The 15,045-nt window shown below is 44.1% G+C and carries 13 protein-coding genes; 9 read left to right on the forward strand and 4 right to left on the reverse strand.

The genetic code is table 11. The annotated features are described in order from the left end of the window. The first annotated feature begins 170 nt into the window (after window positions 1–170). From glgB to BBH88_RS01870, 8 genes are all read left to right on the forward strand, one after another. Window positions 171–2,030, forward strand: coding sequence for a 1,4-alpha-glucan branching protein GlgB (glgB, locus tag BBH88_RS01835; protein WP_006829390.1), 1,860 nt, complete (start codon window positions 171–173; stop codon window positions 2,028–2,030). Then, window positions 2,030–3,181: a glucose-1-phosphate adenylyltransferase gene (locus tag BBH88_RS01840; RefSeq protein WP_006829389.1), complete on the forward strand. Its 1,152-nt coding sequence runs from the start codon at window positions 2,030–2,032 to the stop codon at window positions 3,179–3,181. Before glgB ends, BBH88_RS01840 begins: the two co-directional genes overlap by 1 nt. Then, the gene (locus tag BBH88_RS01845) at window positions 3,178–4,197 is read left to right on the forward strand and encodes a GlgC family sugar phosphate nucleotidyltransferase (protein WP_006829388.1); all 1,020 of its coding nucleotides are present in this window, start codon (window positions 3,178–3,180) and stop codon (window positions 4,195–4,197) included. Before BBH88_RS01840 ends, BBH88_RS01845 begins: the two co-directional genes overlap by 4 nt. Then, a complete protein-coding gene (gene glgA, locus BBH88_RS01850) occupies window positions 4,197–5,624 on the forward strand; it encodes a glycogen synthase GlgA (RefSeq protein ID WP_006829387.1) in 1,428 nt (475 codons plus the stop codon). Before BBH88_RS01845 ends, glgA begins: the two co-directional genes overlap by 1 nt. 15 nt (window positions 5,625–5,639) lie before the next feature. Next, on the forward strand, window positions 5,640–8,027 hold the full coding sequence (gene glgP, locus BBH88_RS01855; RefSeq protein ID WP_065536242.1) for a glycogen/starch/alpha-glucan family phosphorylase: 2,388 nt from the start codon (window positions 5,640–5,642) through the stop codon (window positions 8,025–8,027). Window positions 8,028–8,046: 19 nt separating this feature from the next. Then, window positions 8,047–8,856, forward strand: coding sequence for an SDR family oxidoreductase (locus BBH88_RS01860; RefSeq protein ID WP_065536241.1), 810 nt, complete (start codon window positions 8,047–8,049; stop codon window positions 8,854–8,856). A gap of 89 nt (window positions 8,857–8,945) precedes the next feature. Beyond that, a complete protein-coding gene (locus tag BBH88_RS01865; protein ID WP_238323380.1) occupies window positions 8,946–9,953 on the forward strand; it encodes an MBL fold metallo-hydrolase in 1,008 nt (335 codons plus the stop codon). Window positions 9,954–10,074: 121 nt separating this feature from the next. Continuing rightward, the gene (locus BBH88_RS01870; RefSeq protein WP_006829383.1) at window positions 10,075–10,335 is read left to right on the forward strand and encodes a DUF3006 domain-containing protein; all 261 of its coding nucleotides are present in this window, start codon (window positions 10,075–10,077) and stop codon (window positions 10,333–10,335) included. Between the two features lie 189 nt (window positions 10,336–10,524). On the opposite strand, the gene BBH88_RS01875 is transcribed toward BBH88_RS01870, so the two are convergent. The 4 genes from BBH88_RS01875 to BBH88_RS01890 all read right to left on the reverse strand — a co-directional run bounded on the left by BBH88_RS01875 (window position 10,525) and on the right by BBH88_RS01890 (window position 14,152). After that, complete coding sequence (locus BBH88_RS01875) at window positions 10,525–10,824, reverse strand: DUF3219 family protein (RefSeq protein WP_065536240.1); 300 nt, start codon at window positions 10,822–10,824, stop codon at window positions 10,525–10,527. Between the two features lie 3 nt (window positions 10,825–10,827). After that, a complete protein-coding gene (locus BBH88_RS01880) occupies window positions 10,828–11,994 on the reverse strand; it encodes an acyl-CoA dehydrogenase family protein (protein ID WP_006829381.1) in 1,167 nt (388 codons plus the stop codon). 525 nt (window positions 11,995–12,519) lie between these two features. Then, window positions 12,520–13,575, reverse strand: coding sequence for a YkvI family membrane protein (locus BBH88_RS01885; protein ID WP_006829380.1), 1,056 nt, complete (start codon window positions 13,573–13,575; stop codon window positions 12,520–12,522). Window positions 13,576–13,822: 247 nt separating this feature from the next. After that, window positions 13,823–14,152 carry a YflT domain-containing protein gene (locus tag BBH88_RS01890; protein WP_006829379.1) on the reverse strand — a complete coding sequence of 110 codons (330 nt, stop codon included), beginning with the start codon at window positions 14,150–14,152 and terminating at the stop codon, window positions 13,823–13,825. Window positions 14,153–14,274: 122 nt separating this feature from the next. Between BBH88_RS01890 and BBH88_RS01895 the strand changes: the two genes are divergently transcribed. Then, entirely contained in the window at window positions 14,275–15,009 is a 735-nt protein-coding gene (locus tag BBH88_RS01895; RefSeq protein ID WP_006829378.1) for an MBL fold metallo-hydrolase, read from the forward strand. The last annotated feature ends 36 nt before the right edge of the window (window positions 15,010–15,045 follow it).

Consider the following 15,045-nt stretch of genomic DNA (forward strand, 5'->3'; position numbering starts at 1 on the left):
AACAAGGGTATAAGGGAAAGGAAATGTGTAAAAATTCCGAACGGAAATGCCGTAAATCTCTTCAAATATATCTAAAAATTTGAACAATTCTCTTTTTAAACAAGGAATTTGTAGGACTCATGTAGAATTTAAAGAAGACACGGAACTGCAAAAAAATTGGAGGTGTGAAGATGAATGACCTGCAAAGCCATCTTACTCAGGAACTGCTTGATGCTTTCCATGCCGGGCTCATGAAAGATGCTTATCTCTATTTTGGAGCACATGCCACTTCAGATAAAACAAGATTCACGATATGGGTTCCGGATGTGGACAAAGTAGCGGTAGCTTGTACAGGTCCTGGAAGTCCAAAAGAAGAAGTTTTTCAAATGGAGCAGCATCCCCTGGACGCGACCGTTTGGCAGATACAGATTCATCAAAGGTTGACCGGTTATCCGTATGAATACATCATTAAAACAAAGGATGGTAAGGAGCTGAGGAAATCGGACCCCTACGCGTTTGAGGGTGAAATGAGACCGGAAACCAAATCAGTGGTAGCGGCATCCTCCAAGCATACATGGTCGAAAACGGTTTTACAGCAAAAGAAAATTCAAAACAAAGACCATTGTGAAAAACCCATGGCGATTTATGAATTACATATTGGGACCTGGAAACGCAATGCACAAGGCGGCTTTTTGAACTACCGTGAATTGGCTTCGGAATTGATCCCCTATATATTGGACATGGGTTTTACCCATATAGAAATTTTGCCTATTACAGAGCACCCGCTGGACGAATCCTGGGGGTACCAAACCACAGGGTATTTTGCACCAACCAGCCGCTATGGAACAGCAGATGAATTGAAATATTTTATCGCACAATGTGCGGAACATAAAATTGGACTGATTCTGGATTGGGTTCCTGGACATTTCTGTGTCGATGAACATTCGCTAGCTCTATTTAATGGGGGTCCTTTATACGAGGATGAACGCGAAGAGCGGCGTGCCAATCCCGACTGGGGAACATTAAACTTTGATATTCAAAAAGGGGAAGTCGTTAGCTTTTTGATATCCAGCGCCCATTACTGGCTAAACGAATTTAAGTTTGATGGCTTCCGAATGGATGCGTTGGTTTGTTTATTGTTCATCCCAAATAGAGAAAATCGTCCACACAACCAAGAAGGAGCCGATTTTCTGCGTAAATTGACGAATAGTTTAAGGGAGTTTTACCCGGAAGCTCTATTGATCGCCGAAGATGCTTGGCATTACCCAAAAGTAACGCACGACGTTTCTGAAGGGGGTGTCGGTTTTCACTATAAATGGAACTTCGGATGGATGCGTGACACGTTGGATTATATGGAGATACAGCCATCTCAACGCTCTGAAGCACATCAAAAAATGAATTTCTCTCTGATATATCAGTATCAGGAGCGCTATCTTCTTGCACTGTCGCATGATGAAGTGGTGAATGGAAGAAAATCCCTATTAAACAAACTTCCTGGAACACTAGATGAACGCTTTCTTCAATTACGGTTGCTGTTCGGTTTCTGGATTGCCCATCCCGGAAAAAAAATGCTGTTCATGGGCCAAGAGTTTGGCCATTTCGAAGAATGGGAATTTAAACCGGAGTTGGATTGGCCTTCATTGGAAACCGACGAACATAAGAGAATGGCTGATTTTACAAAAGAGTTGCTAGTTTTTTATAAAAAGGAAAAAGCATTTTTTCAATTAGACGACCATCCGGATGGCTTTTCCTGGATCGATGCGGACAATCATGAACAAAGTGTGGCCGCCTTTATTCGAAGGGGGTATATGCCACAGGATGAGTGTGTTGTCGTCTGTAACTTTTCGAGTCATCATTACGAGGATTTTAGGCTAGGAGTTCCAAAAAACGCAGCGTATGAAAAAATCTTTACATCAGGAAACGATGTTCAAAGGACTGTTATTGGGGCGGTGGGTGATCCATACGATGATTTGCCATATTCCGTAGAAATGGATTTGCCTGCATTTACGATGAGCATATGGAAACAAAAACAGGATGGGAGTGAAGCATGATGAACGATAAAGTAGTCGCAATGCTGTTGGCCGGCGGACAAGGAAGCCGGTTGAAATCGTTAACTTATACCATAGCCAAGCCTGCGCTTCCGTTTGGCGGAAAATATCGGATTATTGACTTTCCATTATCCAATTGCACCAATTCAGGAATCGAAACTGTTGGCGTGCTGACACAGTACCAGCCGCATGTCCTACATGAGTACATCGGGCTGGGAACGCCATGGGATTTGGATCGCCATAACGGCGGAGTCACTATGCTTCCGCCTTATGCAGAAATTGAGGGCATAAAATGGTATGCCGGAACTGCCAGTGCAATTTATCAGAACATCAGTTTTCTTCAATCCTGTAATCCGGAATATGTGCTGATTCTTTCAGGAGATCATATTTACAAAATGGATTATGGGTTACTTGTGGACTATCATAAAGAGCATGAGGCGGATGTCACAATTTCAGTGCTGGAAGTCCCATGGGAAGAAGCCAGTCGATTCGGGGTCATTAACGTCAACGACAAAATGGATGTGATGGAATTTGACGAAAAGCCTGAAAATCCGAAAAGCAATCTGGCTTCTATGGGTGTGTACGTGTTTAAATGGGGAAAATTGAAAGAGTATCTGGAGACAGATAATGTAGACGAAGAATCTTCCCATGATTTTGGAAAAGACATCTTGCCAGCTATGCTGCAAAAAGGCGAAAAAATGGTTGCTTACCCGTTTAAAGGATATTGGAAGGATGTTGGAACGATCGAAAGCCTATGGGAAGCTAATATGGACTTGCTGGACTTGAATTCTGGACTGAATCTGCACGATTCGGCTTGGCGTATTTTCTCCTCAAATCCACAACTTCCACCCCAGGTCATTACTGAAACTGGGAACGTCCAAGGATCTATGGTGAATGAGGGCTGTGTGATTTCTGGTGAAGTTATAAAATCTGTCATTTTTCAGAACGTGAAGATTGAAGAAGGGGCTTCGGTTTCGGAAAGTGTCATCATGAGCGGAGTGACGATCCATAAAGACGTCAAGCTTCATCGGGCGATTGTGCCGCCTCGGCTTGATATACCGGAAGGGTTCGAAGTACTTGGTCAACAGCAGGATGAAGTGGTTTTATTGACGCAACAGCAACTGGATGAATGGAAGGAGCGTGGTGGGAAATGAATTTAATGGCTGTAGTGGATGCCTCTGTTAAAAAAGAAGGGCTGCAGGATCTGACAATGCAACGGACTGTTTCTTCTGTACCGTTTGCGGGACGCTATCGATTAATCGACTTTCCTTTATCGAATCTTGTGAATTCTGGTGTTAATACAGTTGGCGTTTTCCCTTCATACCCCGTTGCCTCTTTGGTGGATCACATTGGGGTAGGAAAAAGCTGGGATTTGGACCGAAGAAAAAATGGCCTTTTTTTCCTTCCAGTTACCCAGCGTGATGGAGGAATATCGAGTATTGGTGCATTTGCAGCTTTGGAAGAGCATATGCAGTTTTTCACGAAGAGCATTCAGCCCTATGCTGTCGTTATCAATAGCTTTGTTGTTAACCAATTGGATTTCAAAGACATGCTGGATCAGCATATCCGTTCAGGTGCAGATATCACAGAAGCGGTAAGTGAAGGGGTTTCCTTGAAAACCTATATTTTGTCCAAAGATCTGCTGGTTGAACTGATTCGGACTCACCGTGACAAAAGGGTGGTAAGCGTTGAAGATGTCGTTAATTTGAAGAAGAGTCCTTATACATTTAATGAGTATGAATACAAAGGTTATTTTGCCGTTATTGATTCTATTCAAAGCTATTTCCGTGCCTCATTGGCCTTGTTGGATGAAGAAAATCGAAAGCAACTGTTCCTGCCTAATCGTCCGATTTATACAAAAGTAAAAGACGAACCGCCCACTCGTTATATCACTGGCTCACATGTCGAACGGGCGTTGGTCGCGAATGGTAGCACTATTATGGGTGAAGTGCGTGACAGTATCATTAGCCGTGCAGTCTACATTAAAAAGAGTGCACGTGTAGAGAAATGTATTATTATGCAAAAATGTATTATTGAAGAAAACTGTGATTTATCTTACGTCATTGCAGATAAAGAAGTTTATATTGGCGAAGGGGTAGTTCTGCACGGAACATCGGAGCATCCGATTGTTTTACGCAAAGGGGAAAAGGTTACTAAGGAGGACTTGTGATGAAAATTATTATGGCAGCAGCAGAATGCGCGCCTTTTGCCAAAGCTGGAGGCCTGGCGGATGTAATGGGTGCGTTGCCGAAAGAGCTTAGCAGATTGGGCCATGAACTCAATGTCATCGTACCTAAGTACAGCTTGATTTCCGAAGAATATATATCTGAATTTGCTCTGAAAGAGTCGCTGGAATTCGACTTTAAAGGTCAACAAATGTCTTTCAGAGTCCTTGAATACAATCATGCTGGTGTGAAATTTCTATTTGTAGAAAATGATGACTATTTCAAAAGAGATCAAATTTATGGCCAGGTAGATGACTCAGAGAGATATGCTTTTTTTAACCGCGCAGTTCTGGAAATCGTCCGGCGTCAGGAAAAGCCCGCAGATCTGCTGCATGTTCATGATTGGCATACCGCTATGGTTCCATTTTTGTTGAAAGAAGATCAGCGATATACGTCTATCAGCTCGATTAAGACTGTCCTGACAATTCATAATCTGCAATTTCAAGGGAAGTTCTCAAGGGGTGTATTCCTAGAAAACTTTGAAATGGATGCACGTTATTATGATGATGGCAGCGTAGAGTGGAATGGCAACTTCAATTCTTTAAAAACTGGCATATCTTATGTCGATAAAGTAACCACTGTCAGTCCCACTTATCGAGATGAAATCTTGACGGATTTTTATGGAGAAAAACTGAATAGCTTGCTGCAGGAAAAAGAGCAGGACCTGATCGGTATTTTAAACGGCATCGATACTGAAGTTTATAATCCCGCGACAGATTTGGCCATTGAACGGGAGTTTGATGCCATGAGCATAGAAGGAAAACAAGTCAACAAACGAGCAATCCAATCGAGAGTGGGACTTCCAGAACGAGGGGATGTGCCGTTATTGACGATGATTTCCAGGCTGTCAGGGCAAAAAGGAATTGATGTTCTGCAGGAAGTGCTTCCCACTTTATTAGCAGAACAGGAGATTCAGTTTGTGTTATTGGGGTCTGGTGAAGAACAGTATGAACAGTTTTTCAAGAAACTAGCCATTGATTTCCCGAACAAGGTCTATGTTCATGTGGGCTTCGATGAGGCATTTGCTCATTTATTATACGCGGGCGCCGATATCTTCTTGATGCCTTCTCATTTTGAGCCCTGCGGCTTGAGTCAACTGATTTCGATGCGTTATGGAACTGTTCCGGTAGCCAATAAAACAGGCGGTTTGAAAGACACGGTAATAGAATATGATGAACATTTAAAAGCCGGCAATGGGTTCTTAAGCGATTTCTTACAGAACAAGGCCTTTAGTCTTGCTCTCGAGCGATGTCTGGCTTTTTACCAGCAGCCTGAACATTGGGAAGTTATCAAAAAAAATGGCATGAAAGGTGATTATTCCTGGTCGCGCTCTGCGATCGAGTACGCTAAACTCTATGACAGGATAATCTGAAGGGGTGTGCCAATTATGTTTTCTTACAAAGAAGAGTTTAAGAAAAGCTTTGTCACTCGAATGGAACGCAAGGGAATGGAAAAAACCGCGGAACTGGCCTATGAAACGCTTTGGGAAATGACACAGGAGTGGATTCAGAAGCGCTGGAATCGAACCAACCAATTATATAGAGATAATAACGAAAAAAAATTGTATTATTTTTCCATAGAATTCCTTATCGGAAGAGTTCTGGGGCAAAACCTCATCAATTTAAATTTTTACGACACCGTAAAAGAAGGACTTGATGAACTGGGTCTGCAACTGTCCGAGATAGAGGAACTGGAAACGGAACCGGGTCTCGGAAATGGAGGTCTTGGAAGGTTAGCGGCTTGCTTTGTGGATTCTTTGGCGTCTCTTGGGTTGCCGGGTCACGGATATGGTTTGCGCTACAAGGGCGGTTTATTCACACAGCATTTTGTCAACGGCTATCAGACAGAACAGCCTACCCAGTGGATACAGCAAGAACACAATGTAGACATTCGCCGCGAGGAACTGGCGGTGGACATTTCTTATTACGGAGAGATCCAAGTGGTCATGGGGCTGGATGGACTTAAAGTCAACGTGGAAAACCCGGAATGGGTCAAAGCGATTCCTTATGATATGCCGGTTGTGGGGGCAAATGGTGGTACAGTCAATACCCTTCGATTATGGCAAGCGGAGGTTTCGGATCGACCGTTTCCCGGTCGCGAAGATTATGCGGTTTATGAGCATGAAACTGCTAAAATCACGGATCGACTTTATCCGGATGATTCTCTAGAGGCCGGAAAAATTCTGCGTCTGAAACAGCAATATTTCCTATGCAGTGCATCGCTTCAAACCATTTTAAATAATCGTAGTTTTTCTATAGAGGCACTTCCTGAAAATGCTGCTATCCAAATCAATGACACGCACCCAGCTCTGGCCATTCCAGAATTGATGCGCCTGTTGATTGATGATCATGCCTTAAGCTGGGATCAAGCCTGGGATATCACGACCCGCACTATTTCTTATACAAATCATACGATTCTGGAAGAAGCAATGGGAAAATGGGACAGCCGTTTGATCCAGTCCTTGCTCCCAAGAATCTATCTGATCATCGAAGAAATCGATCGACGCTTTAAAAAGAGCTTGCAGCAGCAGGAACTCGATGAGGAGGCTCTCCACAAACTGTCCATTATCGAAAATGGCACCATTAAAATGGCGGTACTGGCGGTAGTGGGAAGCTATAAAGTGAACGGCGTGGCAAAATTGCATACTGAGATTTTGAAAAAGCGCGAAATGAAAGAACTGAACGAACAATTCCCGAATAAATTTCATAACAAGACTAATGGAATTACGCATCGCCGGTGGTTGCTTAAAGCTAACCATGAATTGTCGGGACTGATTACAGAAGCGATTGGGCCGCGGTGGATCAAGGAACCTGAACGGTTGAGCGAATTGCATTATTTTGCGCAAAACCATTCATTTCTTCAGGATTTCCAAGCAATCAAAAGCTTGAAAAAAGAGCATTTGATTCACCACCTCCAACGAAACCAAAACGTCGTCGTGGATCCGGATTCAATTTTTGATATTCACATCAAGCGGTTCCATGGCTATAAACGCCAGTTGATGAATATCCTTCATATCCAAATGCTGTATGATCGGATCAAACGAGATCCAACGTATCGGCCCTATCCGAGGACCTTCTTCTTTGGTGGAAAAGCAGCGCCGAGCTACCATTTTGCTAAACAAGTGATCAAAATGATTAATACAGTTGCCTCAAAAGTGAACAGCGATCCGTTGGCAAGAAAACACCTTCATGTCGTTTTTGTTGAAAACTACAACGTGACACAAGCGGAATACTTGATTCCGGCGGCAGATGTCAGCGAGCAGATATCGACAGCCTCCAAAGAAGCTTCAGGAACAGGTAATATGAAGCTGATGATGAATGGCGCATTGACAATTGGTACTTTTGATGGTGCAAATGTCGAAATATTTGAAGAGGTTGGCCAAGAAAATGCTTTTGTTTTCGGAATGCGAGCTGAGCAGGTCATGCAATACGAGAAGGAAAAATCCTACAATCCGAAGGAAATAATTGATTCGGATTCGGAAATTGCACAATTGATGGAAGAGCTGATCAAAGGTGAATGGACAGACGGAAAAAACAATGTCGATTTTATTGTTGGACAGTTGATGGAAGATAGCGATCCTTATTTCGTATTAAAGGATTTTCGCAGTTATTCAAAAGCGCATGAACAGATCTTGAAGGCTTATGCGCATCCGGAAAAGTGGGCTGAAATGTGCGTGAAAAATATAGCAGCTTCCGGTATTTTCTCAAGTGATCGCACCATCCAGCAATACTCAAACGACGTCTGGCATTTAACAAAAATTCCTAGTATATATTAGGTGCTGAAAGGGTGGGGAGATGGTGGATAAGCAGTTTGATAATACCGATTTAAAAGACTATAAAGCCAGTGGAGCACTCACTGAAAAGGTCGCCATAGTCACAGGCGCTAGCAGTGGGATTGGACAAGCGGTCGCAATTGCTTACGCTAAGGAAGGCGCAAAAGTGGTCATCGGGTATCTCGGTGACGACGAAGGTGCCCAAAAGACAATTCAACTGATTGAAGGCTACGGAGGCGATGCCAAAGCGCTAAGCGGTGATTTGGGAAAATCAGAGAATTGTGACCGGTTGGTCCAATTCGCATTGGCTGAGTTCGGCCAATTGGATATCTTAGTCAACAATGCCGGTTATCAATATCCCCAAACTTCTCCTCTGGCTATTACCGATGAACAGATGCTGAAGACCTTTGAAATCAAAGCTTTTGCCATGTTCTACTTGACTCGAGCGGCCCTTCCACATTTGAAAAAAGGTTCACGTATTATCAACACAGCCTCCATCAATGCTTACCGTGGCCATTCGGATCTGATCGATTATGCAGGAGCCAATGGGGCAATGGTGGCAATGACTCGGTCGTTGGCCCGTCGCTTGGTAAGGGAGGAAATTGCAGTAAACGGCATCGCGCCAGGACCAATCTGGACACCGTTAATCACTAAAACCTATGCTGATTTAAATCCGGACGTAGCCGACGACTTTGGTGAAGATGTGCCAGCAGGACGTCCAGGACAGCCCTATGAGCTGGTTAAAGCCTATGTTTTTTTGGCGGATCCCCAGAACTCCTATATGACAGGCCAGTTCCTGCATATGAACGGCGGCGACTACATGTCTACTTAAATAAAAGCAGGACAAGGGATTTCCCTTGTCCTGCTTTTTCATTTCGGTTTGCTTGTGGTAAAATTCACTGGAGAAAGAGGAGTGAGTTTTTGAAAAAGATCATAATTCCTTTACTGACAGTCCTTATTTTGGTGTTGTTAACAGCTTGTACGGAAATTACTGAGCAGCCGGAAAAAGAACACAATGGCAACGAAACAGATCAAGAAAGTGAGCAAGTTGAAGAACTCGCTGGGGAGGAAATCGTCCAGGGGGGGTTGAAAGTGCATTATATTGATGTCGGCCAGGGGGATTCCACGTTATTGGAGTTTGAAGGGTTTTCGATGTTGATTGATGCAGGCAACTGGAATTCGACAGAAGCAGTGGATTACCTGAAACAACAGGAAATCCAGGATATTGACATCGTTGTCGGCACCCATCCCGATGCTGATCATATCGGCCAGCTAGCGCAGGTAATCGGGGAATTCGAGGTTGGGGAAGTGTGGATGTCCGGAAATACGAGCAGTTCTAATACATTCCTCAATGCCCTACAGGCTATCGAAGCGAGCGGCTCGGATTATGTGGAACCGAGAAGCGGCGACAGCTTTGAAGTGGGATCTTTGCAAATCGAAGTGCTGTACCCAGACGAAATCACCGGTGCAACGAATGAAGAATCTGTTTCATTGAAAATAACCTATGGTGATGTAGGATTTGTTTTCACAGGAGATGCAGGGGTTAAGCAGGAGCAGGAAATGATCGACAATGGCATGGACCTGGATGCGGAAATTTTGCATGTGGGACACCACGGTTCCAATACATCGACAAGTCCAGAATTTTTGAAGGCAGTAGCTCCTGAAGTGGCGATTTACAGTGCTGGAGCTGATAATTCCTATGGCCATCCGCATGCAGAGGTAATTGCTGCTGCAGAAAACTCAGGAGCAGAAGTATATGGCACGGATGTCAACGGCACCATTCTGGTTAGAACAGACGGCAAGTCTTACCGTGTAGAGACGCAGCAGGAAGGGGTGCCAACCGAAGGTGAGAACCGGTGCATTGATTTGAACATAGCTTCCTCAGCAGAATTGCAGGAAATTTCAGGAATCGGCGAAGTTTATGCGTGATCCATCATCGACCAGTGGCCAGTTGAAAATGTGGAAGAATTGCTTGATATTAAAGGAATTGGCCAAGGAACGCTGGATGATATTCAAGAACAGGACTTGGCATGCATAGGAGGGTAAGGCGATGAAAGGAATTTTAGATCGGATTGAAGACGGCAGATATGCAGTCATTTTAGTGGAAGGCGAAGAGCTAGAATTGGTCTTGCCCGCCAACCGCTTGCCGGAAGGAAGTCAGATCAATGCCTGGTTTATCATCGGTGCGGAGAACGGCCAGTTGGCAGTTGCTTTGGATGAAGAAACTACCCGTATCAAAAGTGAGCAAGCAGAAGAATTAATGGCTAGATTGCGGACTAACAAAAAAGGTAGTCGTTTTAAGCAGAATTGAAAAAAGCCCGAAACCTCTGATAGGTCTTGGGCTTCTTTTGCTGTTTGCATGAATTGAACTAAAGCAGTCAATTTTTACACAAAGCTTCAATCGTATTTGTGCTAAGAAGTACAGTAAATAAGCAACGAAGTGCTATTTATTCGCTATATTGCGAACTGTAGAAAGGTGAACAGTACCTATTTAGCCTATCTACAGCTCTTCAATCAACTCCAAACAATAATCGGCTATTTGTCCAGGTTTATACAAGTCGGTGATGGACGTTGAATAATTGGAAATTGACGCATCAAACTCCAGTTTTTGCACTGGAATGCGAATCTGAAAATGCATTTTATACAGCAGTACTGCAATGTCGTGGTATTCTTCGCTAGTCACTTTAAAGTCGAAAGAGATTTTTCTTTTTTGTTGTTTAGAATTGGATTCTTCACTCACTTCTTCTTTGAAGTTGAGAGCATGTATCTTAGTATCATTGATCCAAACGATGGTTTCCATGGTTTATTTCACCTCTGTTTTTGAGTGTTGTGTAAAAGCCTTGATTGCTCGCGTCACCAATTGATTTTTGACCATGTCTTCCATTGGTGGATTGTAGAGTCCCGCTCGGACATTGAGATAGTGACGATGCATCGGGTTGTCTTCTGAAAGAGCGCGGGAGCCAACGATCTTCATGGCCTTATCGACAACCTCCATAGCAGCGTGAGTAACGGCTATTTTTGTGATATTCAAAGCTTCATCCATGTCTTCTTTGTTGGCAGCATGGCTATAGCGTTCTGCAGTTCCGTATAAAAGATGGCGGGCAGTAGCAAGCTGAAGTTCCATTTCACCGATGATCTGCTGGATGGCAGGGGTCTCTGCAATTGGCTTGTCAAGAGATGCAGGGATGTAATTAGCGGCGAACTCGACTGCATAGGCTCTCGCAGCCGCAGCAATTCCAATGTAGCATGCTGGAATATGGAGTAACCAGCCTTTAGTGGCTGCTGCAGTTCTAGCGGGTTTCAAAATATGGGTTCTAGGAATCCGGACTTTATCGAGGACCAGTGTATGGCTCGCAGTACCTCTCATCGCTAGCATATCCCAGGTTTCGTCGATTGACACCCCACCAGTATGGCGTGGAATGATGACAGTGATGACTTCATCGTTTTCTGTGGCCGCGGTTACGAAAATATAATCGAGGGCGGGCGCCATAGAAGTATAGGTTTTTTTTCCATTTATGATATAGTGGTTTCCATCAAGAACAGCAGTGGTCTGCGGCAAAGCGCCTCTGGCTGGGCTTCCGGCATTGGCTTCTGTAGCCGCGGTGTTGATAAGCGCGCCGTTTGCAACCTCTGCCATCAGCCAATCAGCGGATTCTGACTGCCAATGACGATTCTCAGCATATTCCAGAACAATGCCGACGTGCCAGCCGATTGAAAGTGCCGTCGATCCTGATCCTTCAGCTATGGCTTCCTGAGCCAATACATATTCGTACAGCCCAAACCCTTGACCGCCGTGTTCCCGCGGCAAGGTCAAGGTATGGTAGTCTAATTTCTTTAGGTCTTTGATGTTTTCAAAAGGAAAGGAGCCACGTACATCCAGTTCCGGCTCGCGTGCTTGGAAAATCGGCTGTAAGGCACGAAGTCGATCGATTAACGCTTGTTGTTCTGGTGTTTTGATAAATTGATTCATAAAGAGACTCCTTTTCAATTTATTCAGCGGTCATAAGATGATGGCATCTTTGATTTTTAGCGTGATTATCCGCCTTCGCAATTCTTTATCTAGCTGCGGCGCCCAGCTCCTCGGGGTCTCAAGTCAGCCCAGCCCAGTGGCACAAATACGCCACTCGGCTAGTCCACCTTAAGCCTGTCGGAGCTCCATGGTCGCCTTCGCAATTCTTTGTCTAGCTGCGGCGCCCAGCTCCTCGGGGTCTCAAGTCAGCCCAGCCCAGTGGCACAAATACGCCACTTGGCTAGTCCGCCTTAAGCCTGTCGGAGCTCCATGGTCGCCTTCGCAATTCTTTGTCTAGCTGCGGCGCCCAGCTCCTCGGGGTCTCAAGTCAGCCCAGCCCAGTGGCACAAATACGCCACTTGGCTAGTCCGCCTTAAGCCTGTCGGAGCTCCATGGTCGCCTTCGCTTTTCACAGTACCATAAAAAAACCGCCAAAGCAGTGTGGCAGGCTTTGGCGGCTTGGGTGTCGCGGAAAAGTGATCCCGCTTACTGAAGTTTCTTGTGATGCGATTTTCGGATGTCGGCAACAATTAAAGCTCCGACGAGGAACAAACCAAGAAAACCGATGGTCGGATAAAACCAACTGACGAGTTTTGTAAAACCGACAAAGCTTAAGATGTAAGCGACAGTGCCGACAACGATAATGAAAATGCGGGATTTCGCTGTACCCATTACAACAAAACGTGCAGAGAATGAAAACAGCATGCTGACCGCGGTATTGTAAATCATGCCGAAAAGGATAAATGACATGAAGATTCCGAGCACCGGCGAAATATCATCAGCAATTTGCAGCAACGGCATTTCGGCATTGCCGACAACATCCACTTTTGAGAAAATCGCCAAATGGCTTAGAATAATCAGACCACCTAAAATGAGTCCGCCAATGAGTCCGCCGCGTGCTGCGACTTTTTCATCTTTTTCGGTGCCACCCATGACAATCGCCATCGAAGCACCGACTGCAATATTAAATGACACATAATTGATGGCAGACAGGAACCAGTTTGACAAAGCTGAATTTTGTTTATTAGCAACCGGATCTAATGACGCAAACGTAGAATCCATCGTCATCAGACTGTATACAGCCAAGCCTATGACAGCAATGATTAGAAACGGTGTAATGCTGCCGATAATAGCGATAACTTTTTGGACATTCAGCATAATAGTCAAAATGACAAGAATCACCATCACCGTACTGCCGAGTGGCGCTGGCAAATTGAATTGTTGAGAAAAGATAGAGCCTGCCCCCGCAATCATCACTACCCCGACTCCAAAAAGAGTTAAGATAATAATGTAATCAACGATGGTACCGATTATTTTTCCGCTGATGCCGAAAATAGCTTCTTTATGTGATGTCGTTTTCATCCGGCTTCCGAGTCGTGTTAAACTCATCCCTAAATATGCAAATAAAGCGGTTGCAAGAATTGCTGCGATTGTTCCCATAAGACCGAAGCTAGTAAAATACTGCAGAATCTCTTGACCGGAAGCAAATCCAGCTCCGACGATAATGCCGACAAAAGCACTCCCCATTTTTAAACTTTTCATATTGTTCCCCCTTGGTGCGAATTAATGCATTCATAAATTTTTTAATAATTAAAAAATCCCTATCTAAATATAACAAAAGAGATATGGGGACACAACAGGAAAAAGGCTTTAAAAAAAGAGATAACTCAATATACCTACATACTAATTGGACAAAAATAACATATTAGAATAGTTGAAAAATAGAGCTCAACATAACTTATCGCACAAAAAAGCATCGCTATGTAATAAGCGATGCTTCAGAAGTCAATTATTCTACGTTTTTGTTTGCGACAATAACTAACTTCCCTTTATCAAGCTCTTCCTCGTACTGCTCTGCTTCTTGATCCGATAAGCCGGCCGCTGCTAATTTTGCACGGAGCTCATCGCCCCGTGAGCTAGTCATGTTTTTCATGCTATCCAGGAAGCCCTGTTCTTTCATGCCGACTTCTTCTGTGTCTAATGCTTTCGTGATGTCTTTGCCGCGTTTTTTGTCGTGTGCGAAGATGTAGATATCATCGTGCGTGTATCCCTGAGCTGCTAATTTCTCGATTTCTTTTCTTGCTTGAACTGCATTTTCAACTGTCATTTTTAAAGTCAATGTAATCCCTCCAAATAATTTCTATCTTACTAGTATGCATACCACCGCAAGTGAAGGGTTAAACAAGAGGAACTTTGATTGATAGGTTATACTGGAGAAAATTGCAGATAGGAAGTGGTTTTTTGAAAATCATACCGATAGGCATTTGGGGCGGTTATCCCAATAAAAATGAGGCAACATCAGCATTTTTGATTGAACAGAACGGATTTCGTTGTCTGGTCGATTGTGGCAGCGGGGTATTGGCGGCAGTTCAGAATTACACAGCGTTATGTGATCTGAATGCTGTAATCATCAGCCATTACCATCCGGATCATGTTGCTGATATCGGCGTATTGCAACATGCTGCTATGGTAGGCATGCAACTGAAAGAATGGAAGACCCCTTTGCTTATCTATGCCCATGATAAGGATGGGAATGAATTCGAGAAGCTGTCGTATAAAGGCGTCACGGAAGGTCGAGCCATACAGGCTTCAGAAACGCTTGAGCTAGGCCCGTGGAAGGTTTCATTCTGTGAAACGGTTCATCCGGTTTATTGTCTGGCCATAAAATTCACTGCGAATGACCAGAACGTTGTGTTTACTGCAGATACGAGTTGGAAAGAAGAGTTGATCGATTTTTCTCAAGAAGCTGATCTACTTGTTGCTGAATCGAATCTCTATGAAAAATACATTGGAATTATTCAAGGGCACCTAAGTGGCAGTCAAGCTGGAAACCTTGCTGAACGTGCCGGTGTCAAACAATTGCTGTTGACCCATCTGCCACAATATGGAGAGTTGGATGAGATTTTGCATGCGGCAAAGTCCAGTTATTCTGGGAAAGTAGAGTTTGCGGTAATAGGAAAGAGTTACGAAATCTGAATCGGCGATGGGCTAAATGTTAATTGGCGAAAGGCA

It is taken from the genome of Planococcus antarcticus DSM 14505, assembly GCF_001687565.2.
GTDB lineage: Bacteria > Bacillota > Bacilli > Bacillales_A > Planococcaceae > Planococcus > Planococcus antarcticus.

What these genes read in the sequence shown, in the direction of transcription:
- BBH88_RS01880 (WP_006829381.1), bottom strand. Translation starts at nt 11,994, where the DNA reads ATGAATCAATTTATCAAAACACCAGAACAACAAGCGTTAATCGATCGA.
- BBH88_RS01845 (WP_006829388.1), top strand. Translation starts at nt 3,178, where the DNA reads ATGAATTTAATGGCTGTAGTGGATGCCTCTGTTAAAAAAGAAGGGCTG.
- glgB (WP_006829390.1), top strand. Translation starts at nt 171, where the DNA reads ATGAATGACCTGCAAAGCCATCTTACTCAGGAACTGCTTGATGCTTTC.
- BBH88_RS01870 (WP_006829383.1), top strand. Translation starts at nt 10,075, where the DNA reads ATGAAAGGAATTTTAGATCGGATTGAAGACGGCAGATATGCAGTCATT.
- BBH88_RS01875 (WP_065536240.1), bottom strand. Translation starts at nt 10,824, where the DNA reads ATGGAAACCATCGTTTGGATCAATGATACTAAGATACATGCTCTCAAC.
- glgP (WP_065536242.1), top strand. Translation starts at nt 5,640, where the DNA reads ATGTTTTCTTACAAAGAAGAGTTTAAGAAAAGCTTTGTCACTCGAATG.
- glgA (WP_006829387.1), top strand. Translation starts at nt 4,197, where the DNA reads ATGAAAATTATTATGGCAGCAGCAGAATGCGCGCCTTTTGCCAAAGCT.
- BBH88_RS01840 (WP_006829389.1), top strand. Translation starts at nt 2,030, where the DNA reads ATGAACGATAAAGTAGTCGCAATGCTGTTGGCCGGCGGACAAGGAAGC.
- BBH88_RS01860 (WP_065536241.1), top strand. Translation starts at nt 8,047, where the DNA reads ATGGTGGATAAGCAGTTTGATAATACCGATTTAAAAGACTATAAAGCC.
- BBH88_RS01885 (WP_006829380.1), bottom strand. Translation starts at nt 13,575, where the DNA reads ATGAAAAGTTTAAAAATGGGGAGTGCTTTTGTCGGCATTATCGTCGGA.